The organism is Flavobacterium sp. (assembly GCF_020217025.1).
Classification (GTDB): Bacteria; Bacteroidota; Bacteroidia; order Flavobacteriales; family Flavobacteriaceae; genus Flavobacterium.
The window spans coordinates 1-10,000 of record NZ_JAIWOF010000108.1 but is presented as its reverse complement, the minus strand read 5'-3'; the positions used below and the strand labels follow the sequence as shown (position 1 = coordinate 10,000).

Annotated in this window: 9 protein-coding genes and 2 pseudogenes; 4 read left to right on the top strand and 7 right to left on the bottom strand. The window is 33.7% G+C overall.

Annotation, left to right across the window (positions count from 1 at the left end; translation table 11 throughout):
• The 3 genes and pseudogenes from LDL23_RS05290 to LDL23_RS05280 form a co-directional block, all read left to right on the top strand.
• Window positions 1–122: pseudogene (locus LDL23_RS05290) on the top strand (ABC transporter permease); the annotation flags it as partial.
• A 2-nt stretch (window positions 123–124) separates the two neighbouring features.
• A complete protein-coding gene (locus tag LDL23_RS05285; RefSeq protein WP_291264776.1) occupies window positions 125–871 on the top strand; it encodes an ATP-binding cassette domain-containing protein in 747 nt (248 codons plus the stop codon).
• A gap of 8 nt (window positions 872–879) precedes the next feature.
• Window positions 880–1,851 (top strand): MlaD family protein, encoded by a 972-nt coding sequence (locus LDL23_RS05280; RefSeq protein WP_291264775.1) that lies wholly within the window; start codon window positions 880–882, stop codon window positions 1,849–1,851.
• Window positions 1,852–1,896: 45 nt separating this feature from the next.
• Here LDL23_RS05280 and LDL23_RS05275 read toward each other — a convergent pair whose 3' ends face one another.
• The 7 genes from LDL23_RS05275 to LDL23_RS05245 all read right to left on the bottom strand — a co-directional run bounded on the left by LDL23_RS05275 (window position 1,897) and on the right by LDL23_RS05245 (window position 9,502).
• A complete protein-coding gene (locus LDL23_RS05275; protein WP_291264774.1) occupies window positions 1,897–2,361 on the bottom strand; it encodes a hypothetical protein in 465 nt (154 codons plus the stop codon).
• A 21-nt stretch (window positions 2,362–2,382) separates the two neighbouring features.
• Window positions 2,383–3,066 (bottom strand): (d)CMP kinase, encoded by a 684-nt coding sequence (gene cmk, locus LDL23_RS05270; RefSeq protein ID WP_291264773.1) that lies wholly within the window; start codon window positions 3,064–3,066, stop codon window positions 2,383–2,385.
• Between the two features lie 33 nt (window positions 3,067–3,099).
• Window positions 3,100–3,534, bottom strand: coding sequence for a hypothetical protein (locus LDL23_RS05265; protein ID WP_291264772.1), 435 nt, complete (start codon window positions 3,532–3,534; stop codon window positions 3,100–3,102).
• Between the two features lie 32 nt (window positions 3,535–3,566).
• Window positions 3,567–4,586: a type IX secretion system protein PorQ gene (porQ, locus tag LDL23_RS05260; RefSeq protein ID WP_291264771.1), complete on the bottom strand. Its 1,020-nt coding sequence runs from the start codon at window positions 4,584–4,586 to the stop codon at window positions 3,567–3,569.
• Between the two features lie 129 nt (window positions 4,587–4,715).
• The gene (lon, locus tag LDL23_RS05255) at window positions 4,716–7,178 is read right to left on the bottom strand and encodes an endopeptidase La (RefSeq protein ID WP_291264777.1); all 2,463 of its coding nucleotides are present in this window, start codon (window positions 7,176–7,178) and stop codon (window positions 4,716–4,718) included.
• 150 nt (window positions 7,179–7,328) lie between these two features.
• On the bottom strand, window positions 7,329–8,624 hold the full coding sequence (locus tag LDL23_RS05250; protein WP_291264770.1) for an MFS transporter: 1,296 nt from the start codon (window positions 8,622–8,624) through the stop codon (window positions 7,329–7,331).
• 65 nt (window positions 8,625–8,689) lie between these two features.
• Complete coding sequence (locus LDL23_RS05245) at window positions 8,690–9,502, bottom strand: M48 family metallopeptidase (protein WP_291264769.1); 813 nt, start codon at window positions 9,500–9,502, stop codon at window positions 8,690–8,692.
• 154 nt (window positions 9,503–9,656) lie between these two features.
• Between LDL23_RS05245 and LDL23_RS05240 the strand changes: the two are divergent.
• A pseudogene (locus LDL23_RS05240) lies at window positions 9,657–10,000 on the top strand (alpha/beta hydrolase); the annotation flags it as partial.

The window sequence follows — 10,000 nt, the reverse complement described above, 5'->3', positions numbered from 1 at the left end:
GTAAAAAAGGTACGGCTGGCGTAGGAAAAGCAGCAAATGCAGCGGTAGTTTATACTTCTATGTTGCTTTTTATTATTGACTTTGTAGCGGTTTTTGTAACGAACATTTTTTACGATTTATAGCCATGACAACTCCAACAAAAAAAGCGATTATCACCATCAAAGATTTGCACAAACAATTTGGTAGCAATGTAGTTTTGAATGGTTTCGATTTGGAACTCTTTGAAGGAGAAAATTTAGTGGTGATGGGAAAATCGGGTTCGGGAAAATCGGTGATGATTAAATGTGTGATTGGCTTAGAACAACCCGATAGCGGTTCGATTTTAGTGATGAATGAAGAAATCAACAACCTAGAACAAGAAGATTTAGACGAATTACGCACCGAAATCGGGTTTTTATTTCAAGGAAGTGCGTTGTACGATTCGATGTCCGTTCGTGAGAATTTAGAATTTCCGTTGCGTCGTCATACTAAAAAATTTGGCGTTATTGAAGATACTACGCCTTTAGTGATGGAAGCTTTAGAAAGCGTTGGTTTAGCTCATGCAATTGATTTGATGCCGAACGAACTTTCAGGCGGTATGAAACGAAGAATTGCTTTGGCCAGAACCTTAATTTTAAAACCAAAAATCATCTTATATGACGAACCCACAACCGGTTTAGATCCAATTACATCAAAAGAAATTGTACTTTTGATGAATTCAATACAAAAACAATACAACACGTCTTCGATTATCATTACGCATGATGTGGATTGTGCGAAAGTCATTGCCAATCGCATGATTTTATTGATTGACGGTGTAAATTATATAGAAGGAACGTTTGACGAATTAGCCAGTTCAACCGATCCAAAAGTGCAAGCATTTTTTAAATAGTTTTAGTAATGGAAAAATCAAATTCTCAAAAAATACAACTCGGAATCTTTGTTATCATTGGAACATTAGTGTTTTTAGCTGCCATTTATTTTATTGGAAACAAGCAAAATATGTTTGGTAATACCTCACATTTGAAAGCCACTTTTGTCAATGTAAACGGATTGCAACCTGGAAATAACGTTCGCTATGCTGGAATTGATATTGGCACCGTAAAAGAAATCGAAATGATTAACGACACAACTATTAGTGTACACATGATTATCGATAACAAAATAATGGAACACATCAAGAAAAATGCGATTGCTACCATTAGTTCCGATGGTTTGGTGGGCAACATGATTATCAATATTATTCCTGGAAAAGGAGTTGCTAAAAAAGTTGAAAATGGCGACACCATTCAATCCTATAGCCGAATTGGAACCGATGCGATGCTTGAGACTTTAAATGTAACCAATGAAAATGCGGCTATGTTAACCGCCGATTTATTAAAAATCACACAAGAAATCACACAAGGAAAAGGAACGGTTGGAATGTTAATTCGCGATACGATAATGTCGAAAAATCTTCAAGAGACGATGAAGTATTTACGCATTACAAGTAAAGGAACTTCAGAATCGGTAGCTAGTTTGAATAAATTAATCAATGAATTAAATCGAAAAGACAATGTTATCGGTACATTAAACGATACGGTTGTGGCGAATAGAATGAAGAAAATTATAATCAATTTAGAGAAATCAAGTAATGAAATTGATAAAGTAGTGACTAATTTAAATGGTACCATTACCAATGTTAAAGAAGGAAAAGGCGCTTTAAACTACCTTTCGAATGATCCAAAATTGGTACAAAAAATAGACTCAACCATTACAAACATCAACAAAGCGAGCATCAAACTAAATGAAGATTTAGAAGCCTTGAAACACAATTTCTTGTTTAGAGGTTATTTTAAGAAACAAGCGAAGGAGAAAGCAAAAGTAAATTAAAAAAAAGCTGTCATTTTAAAGTGACAGCTTTTTTAATAGGTTATATTATCGATGATATTCGGAAAAAAGTTCGCCTGTTACACCACTATCGTTGATTAATGTTTTAATTTTCATGTAATTAGCATTCAAAACCACAACTTTTGACATTTCTCCGTCGATTTCTAAATTATCTGTTGTTACGTCATAAAAATATTCACCCGAAGTTGAAGAAGCTTCGATTGGTGTTGTTTCAGAATAATTCATAGAAGGAATCGAAACAGTTATGTAAGCACTAATAACATCATTGTCATAAGTTCCATCAGTTTTGAACTCCATTGTTCCTTCAGAATCACCTTCTAAATTAGTATTTACTCCATTGTAATTTGCTTTTCCATACATTCTTCCTAATTGCCAAACACCTTCAATATTTGCGGTTGTTTTGTCACTTTCGTCATCACTACTACATCCATTTAAAAATAAAATAGACATTAATACAAAAGTCACTTTTAAAGAATTGCTTAAAAATTTCATGCTGTTATTTGTTTAGGTTATTTATAATTTTTCCTTTACTAGATTCAAAACCAATTCAAATTGTTCTTTTTTGGTCAAGCTTGAATTGTCGACTTCAATAGCATCATCCGCTTTCACTAAAGGAGAATCTTCTCTGTGCGTATCGATATAATCGCGTTCTTCTACGTTTTGAAGTACATCATCGAAAGTAATGTGTTGTCCTTTTTCTACTAACTCATCAAATCTACGTTGGGCTCTGGTTTTTGAACTTGCTGTCATGAATAATTTCAAATCGGCATCAGGGAAAACTACGGTTCCGATGTCTCTTCCATCCATCACAATGCCTTTGTCTTTACCCATGGCTTGTTGTTGTTCGACTAATTTTGCACGCACTTCTGAAATCTCTGCTACTTTACTTACCATACGCGAAACTTCGATGGTTCTGATTTGGTTTTCGATGTTCTCGTTGTTTAAGTACATTTCAGCAAATCCTAAAGCAGGATTGAATTGAAATCGCAAATTGATATTCGGTAATTGCGCCACCAAACCTGCTGCATCTAAATGCGTTTCAGAAACCAAATTATGTTGCATGGCAAAATAAGCCACTGCACGATACATCGCGCCAGTATCTACATAAACGTAACCTAATGCTGCAGCCAATTGCTTAGCTAATGTGCTTTTTCCTGTTGACGAAAAACCGTCTATTGCTATGGTAATTTTTTTCATACGTTTCCACGAAGACGCTAAAGCGCTAAGTTTTTATTTTGTTAATCTTATAAAATCATTTAATCCAGTTTTAGAAAAGAACTGTCCATTAACTGAGTATTTTTTTGAATTTATTAAATCTAATTTTATCACTATCATTTCATCATATTTATCTCCAAAAAGCAACATGATATTATTGTTAAAATGTTGATTTTTAAATACTTTACTTCCTTTTATATCTTTAAAATTAATTTTCTTTAAAGTAAAACCATAAATATTTTTAAAGTGAATAGAATTTGAATCAAAACAAACAAAACACTTATAGAAATTGAACAAAAATAAAGTAATAAATAGTGCTATGATAAATTTTAAATTTTGAAGTTCTAATTCAAAGAAAAAATCAACTAACAAAACAATGATGAAACTAAAAATTATATTTAAAACTAACAAAATTACTAAGTATCTATAATCACTTTCTAGCTTTCTCATTTCTTGTCTCTTTACTCTTTTCTCTCGCTTCTTTAATTCAAATCAATCATTAAACCAAACAAACTTGTATTGGCAGCGATGGTATATCTAGAATACGAATAATCAAATTTAACTTTTCCAAATCGCAATCCAAATCCAACTGATATTCCTGAGAAATTACGTTTGTCTACGATACGTAATTCTTCGCCTCTTCTAAAGTTATAACCTAAACGTACATTAAAACCTTTTTCGGGAAATAATTCAGCTCCAACAATTACGTGTCGTAAAGCATTGTTAATAAACGATACTTTTTCTTCTTTAGAACCGCCATCTAAACTTCCTTCTGCTCTATTTGGATTAGAAAAAGCAATATTCCATTGCTGTAAATTCTCCAAAGTTAAATGCCAACGGATTGGTACGTTTAGCATCAATTGAGAAATTCCTGCATCAATAGCTAAAGGTAATTTTTCATTCGTATCTTGATAAGGCTTAATTTGAAAACCTAAATTTCGAACAGTCAATCCATAATTGATATCGTTATCTACATCAACATATAAAAATCCCAAATCTACCGCTGCTCCCCAAGAATTATAACTTTCTAAAGTGGATGAAATTAATTTGGCGTTCGCCCCAACATACATATCGGTCCAAGGTAAATTATAGGCATAACCTAGTGATAATGCAGCTTCACTTCCTGTAAAATCAGAAGTTAAATTTCCTAATTCGTCTCTTCCTTCAAATGTTCCGTAATTGACATAGCTAATTCCTGCATGAAAAGTTTGCAAATGGCGGTCATACGTATAGGCATAAGCTGCGGTTCCATAAGAAACTTCTCCGTAGTAACTTCCATAATTAGCCGATAAACGATTGTGCATTTTTTCGTTAATAGTAGCTGGATTGTAAAACGCTTGGTTGACGTCGTAATCCACAACAGTAACTGTTTTTCCACCCAAAGCCGCTTGTCGAGGCGATTGTGCTAAGTTCAAAAACTGATATACGCTCTTACCTCCTATTTGGCCAAATGTAGCAGCCGATAGCAGTAGGGATAAAAGGAATACGAGTTTTCTTAGCATTTTTTGATGTTAATCTTACTTATAACGCAACTGCGAAGATAAAATTATATCGGTTAGGAAACAAAAAAAGAACTCCCAATAAATGAATTATTGAGAGTTCTTAAATTAATCGTATTAAAATTGGAAAATTTAGTTTTTACTTTCCAAGTTTTTAGCATTTTTCACCTTTTGATTGGTAATAGCAATATCTAAAACTTCACTCATTCTGTCTACGTAATGGAACGTTAATCCTTCGATGTAATCCGCTTTGATTTCCTCTATATCGCGTTTGTTTTCTTTACACAAAATGATTTCTTTGATGTTCGCTCTTTTCGCAGCCAAAATCTTTTCTTTGATTCCGCCCACTGGCAATACTTTGCCGCGAAGCGTGATTTCTCCCGTCATGGCGATGTGTTTTTTCACTCGTTTTTGAGTAAAAGAAGACACCATAGAAGTCAGCATAGCAATTCCAGCACTTGGTCCATCTTTTGGCGTTGCTCCTTCTGGAACGTGAATGTGAATGTTATAATTATTTAAAACTTCTGGATTAATTCCTAAAAATTCAGCGTTAGCACGAATATATTCCAAAGCAATCGTAACCGATTCTTTCATAACCGTTCCTAAATTTCCGGTCATCGTCATCGCTCCTTTTCCTTTCGAAATTAAAGATTCGATGAATAAAATATCACCACCAACAGATGTCCAAGCTAAACCTGTAACCACTCCTGCAACATCGTTATTTTCGTATTTGTCGCGCTCCATTCGTGGCGATTTCAATACTTCTAAAATATCAGCATCGGAAACTTTTACGTTGTAAGGTTCTTCCATAGCAATCGATTTTGCTGCATGTCGCACTACTTGAGCAATTTTTTTCTCTAAACCACGAACACCCGATTCACGTGTGTAACCTACTACGATTTTTTCTAATTGTTTTTTACCAATTTGTAAATCTTTAGCCGTTAATCCGTGTTCTTTTAATTGTTTTGGCAACAAGTGTGTTTTAGCGATTTCGATTTTCTCTTCAATAGTATAACCAGTCATTTCGATGATTTCCATACGGTCGCGAAGTGCTGGCTGAATAGTTGACAAGCTATTTGAAGTGGCAATGAACATCACTTTTGATAAATCATACCCTAATTCCAAGAAATTATCATGGAATTCTTTGTTTTGTTCCGGATCTAAAACTTCTAACAAAGCCGAAGATGGATCACCATTATGACTTGATGACAATTTATCAATCTCATCCAATACGAAAACTGGATTTGATGTTTTGGCTTTCTTAATATTTTGAAGAATTCGTCCTGGCATCGCACCAATATAGGTTTTACGGTGACCACGAATTTCTGCTTCATCACGTAAACCACCTAATGACATTCTGATATATTCTCTTCCTAAAGCTTCAGCAATGGATTTTCCAATTGATGTTTTACCAACTCCCGGAGGTCCGTACAAACATAAAATTGGTGATTTCATGTCGTTACGAAGTTTTAAAACTGCCAAATGTTCGACAATACGTTTCTTTACATCTTCTAAACCATAATGGTCTCTATCTAGAATTTTTTGAGCGCGTTTTAAATCGAAATTGTCTTTGGTAAATTCGTTCCAAGGCAATTCTAAAAACAACTCGATGTAATTGCGTTGAATCCCAAAATCAGGCGAATTTGGATTGGTACGTTGCAATTTAGATAATTCTTTTTCGAAATGTTGCGCTGTTTTATCGTCCCATTTTTTCTTTTTCCCTTTGGCACGCATTTCTTCAATTTCTGCTTCATAGGAAACGCCACCCAATTCTTCTTGAATGGTTTTCATTTGTTGCTGCAAGAAATATTCGCGTTGTTGTTGGTCTAAATCAAAACGAACTTTCGACTGAATATCGTTGCGAACTTCTAATTTTTGAAGCTCTAAATTCATGTAACGCAACGTTTCTAATGCTCTATCTTTTAAATTTGGAATCGATAATAATTCTTGTTTTTCTTCAACCGAAAGATTCATATTAGAAGAAACAAAATTGATTAAAAACGGATTACTTTCGATATTTTTAATCGCAAAAGTAGCTTCTGTTGGAATGTTTGGACTTTCCTTGATAATTTGGATAGCCAATTCCTTAATTGATTCTACAATTGCTTTGAATTCTACGTTTTTATCATTTGGACGCTCTTCTGCAACCTCTTTAATAGTAGCTCTTAAATAAGGTTCTTCTTGAGTAAAATTTTCTATTTCAAAACGTTTTTTACCTTGAAGAATTACAGTTGTATTTCCATCAGGCATTTTTAAAACGCGCATGATTCGAGCCACTGTTCCAATGTGATGTACGTCATTTGGAGTTGGTTCTTCTACGTTTTCATCAATTTGTGCTACAACACCAATTATTTTACCTTTGGCATTGGCATCATTGATTAATTTAATCGATTTATCTCTTCCAGCAGTAATTGGAATTACAACTCCAGGGAATAAAACGGTATTTCGTAAAGGTAAAATGGCAATATCTTCAGGCAAAGCCTCGTTGTTCATTTCTTCTTCATCTTCAGGCGTCATTAACGGAATCAATTCCGCATCTGGATCCATTTCTTGAAGTGACAAATTGTCAAGCGCTAGTATTTTTTGATTCGGCATAATAATATTTATGGTCTTTTTGTCAGTAATTATCATTTGAAAATGTATTCAAAGGTACGCATTAAGACGCTATTTTATTGATAATCAAATCATAAAATAATTTTAAATAGCAATTTCAGAAGTAATAGTTCAAGATGTATGCCAAGAACATTACTTTTTAGGAACTCGCAACAAAAGAAGTAATCCTATCACGAAAAATAGGATTAAAAATAGGATGGCATTTTGAATTTTTCCAGTTACATCGGCGATATAACCATAGGTAAACATTCCGATAACAATTCCGATTTTCTCAGCAACATCATAAAAACTAAAGAAAGAAGTAGTATCTTTTGTGTCTTCTGGAATAAATTTAGAATAAGTAGAACGCGATAACGATTGAATTCCTCCCATTACTAATCCCACAAAAGCGGCAGCAATATAGAAATCGTTTGGAGTGATAACAAAATAGGCGTATGTACAAATTAAAATCCAGGAGAAATTTAAACCAATTAAAACTACAATATTTCCATATTTAGCAACAAGTTTTGATGTTAGCCAAGCACCTAAAACCGCAATTAATTGAATCAATAAAATACTAATTATTAATCCCATGGTTCGTTTACTATCACTTCCCCATTGTACTTCTTTTTCTCCAAAATAAGCTGCAATAATCATGATAGTTTGCACTGCCATACTATAAACGAAGAAGGCTCCTAAATAACGTCGTAAGGATTTTAATTCTTTAATTTGTTGCCAAACTTTTCGCAACTCTTTAAAACCATTGAATAGTACATTCTTATGCAGTTTGTTTTCGTTTTTATTATTTGGTAGATAATAATATGTGTATTGACTGAAACCTAACCACCAAATACCCACTAAAAGAAAGGAATATTGCATCATTTGCAGTTTTTGGTCATCCGCTACTGACATAACCATAGCTAAACAAATCAACAACAAAACAACACTACCCACATATCCTAAACTAAATCCTTTTGCGCTGATCTTATCTTGTTGTTCTTTATGAGCGATATCGGGTAAATACGAATTATAAAATACTAAACTTCCCCAAAAACCAATTAAAGCCAATAAGTAGGAAACCAAACTTAAAACAACCATTTCATCATCTATTGAAAAAAAGTACAATGACATACATGAAATCGCCCCAACGTAACAAAAAAGCTTCAAGAAAAACTTTTTGTTTCCTAAGTAATCGGCAATTCCTGATAATAATGGTGAGATAAAAGCAATGATTAAAAATCCTAAAGCAGTTACATAACTTATCAATGCTTCACTTCGAATAGAAAATCCAAACAAAACAATTTCTTCAATATTTTTTTGGCGGAATAAAGCTCCGTAATACAATGGAAAAATGGTTGAAGAAATCACCAAAGCATAAACCGAGTTTGCCCAATCGTAAAAAGCCCAAGCATTTAAAAGTTTTGAATCTCCTTTTTGAAGTTGTTGCATAGCAATTGATTTAAAATAAAAAATCCCGACAATGTCGGGATTCAAATATAATAGTAATTTTTTAATTATTTAAAAGTAACGCCAAACTTAGCCGCTTCAGCCTTTGCTTTAGGAATTAATTCTTTAATCTTAGCAATACGAGTAGCATTACTAGGGTGTGTGCTCATAAATTCTGGTGGTGCTTGTCCTCCTGATTGTGCCGCCATTCTTTCCCAAAATGCAACAGCCGTATCAGGATTATAACCTGCAATTGCCATTAAGGTTAATCCAATCATATCTGCTTCACTTTCATGCGCTCTACTAAATGGCAGCATTCCACCAAATTGAGTTGTCGCACCATATGCTGTCATTGCAATTTGTTGTGTTTCTTGCGATTTATTCCCAGTAGCTACTGCTACTCCCGCCGCTCCAGCTTGTTGTAAAACACCAGCACTCATTCGTTGTTGACCGTGATTGGCTAAAGCATGCGCTACCTCATGTCCCATTACAGTTGCCATACCTGCATCGTCTTTACAAATTGGCATAATACCCGTGTAAAAAACGATTTTTCCTCCCGGCATACACCAAGCATTTACTTCTTTGCTATCTACTAATTTATATTCCCAAGCATATCCTTCTAAATAATTAGCATATCCGTTAGCATTTAACCAACGTTCAGCGGCAACTTTGATTTTAGATCCAACTGTCTCTACTCTTTTCGCATCGCTTGTACCCGTAATTACTTTATTTTCAGATAAAAACTGATTATATTGTTGAAAAGCTGATGGCAAAATTTCACTATTTGGAACTAAAGCCAAAGTACTCTTTCCTGTAAACGGATTTTTAGCACACGATATCACAAGTGCAAAAGCAAGAAGTACTACAATTTTAAATTTCATATTCATAAGTAATCGATTTTTTACAAAATTACATCTTTTTTTAATTTTAAGCTGTTTGTCGGATTCAATTTTTGCATCATTTTTTAACTATATTTTATAATCAAATATTAAACCAAACATCATATAAATTGTAACTTGCACAAAATTTCTGAACATGTCCAAAAAGAAACAAAAGCAATCGCAAGTTATCGAAATACCTAAACCTATTTTATATACAGCAAAATTTTTGCAAGCTATTTCTCCTAGTTTAACAACTAAATTTGCGGCTAAACTTTTTACGACTCCAATTCGGCATAAACTACCAAAACGTGAACTACACATGGAACGCGAAAGTGTTCAAAAAAGTATTATGGTTCCATCTATAAACAAAGAAATTGTAGTTTATGAATACGGAAAAAGTGATAAAAAGGTACTTTTAGTTCACGGATGGTCTGGTCGCGGAACACAATTGGTTAAAATTGCGGATGAGTTACTAAAAATGGGCTACACGACCATAAG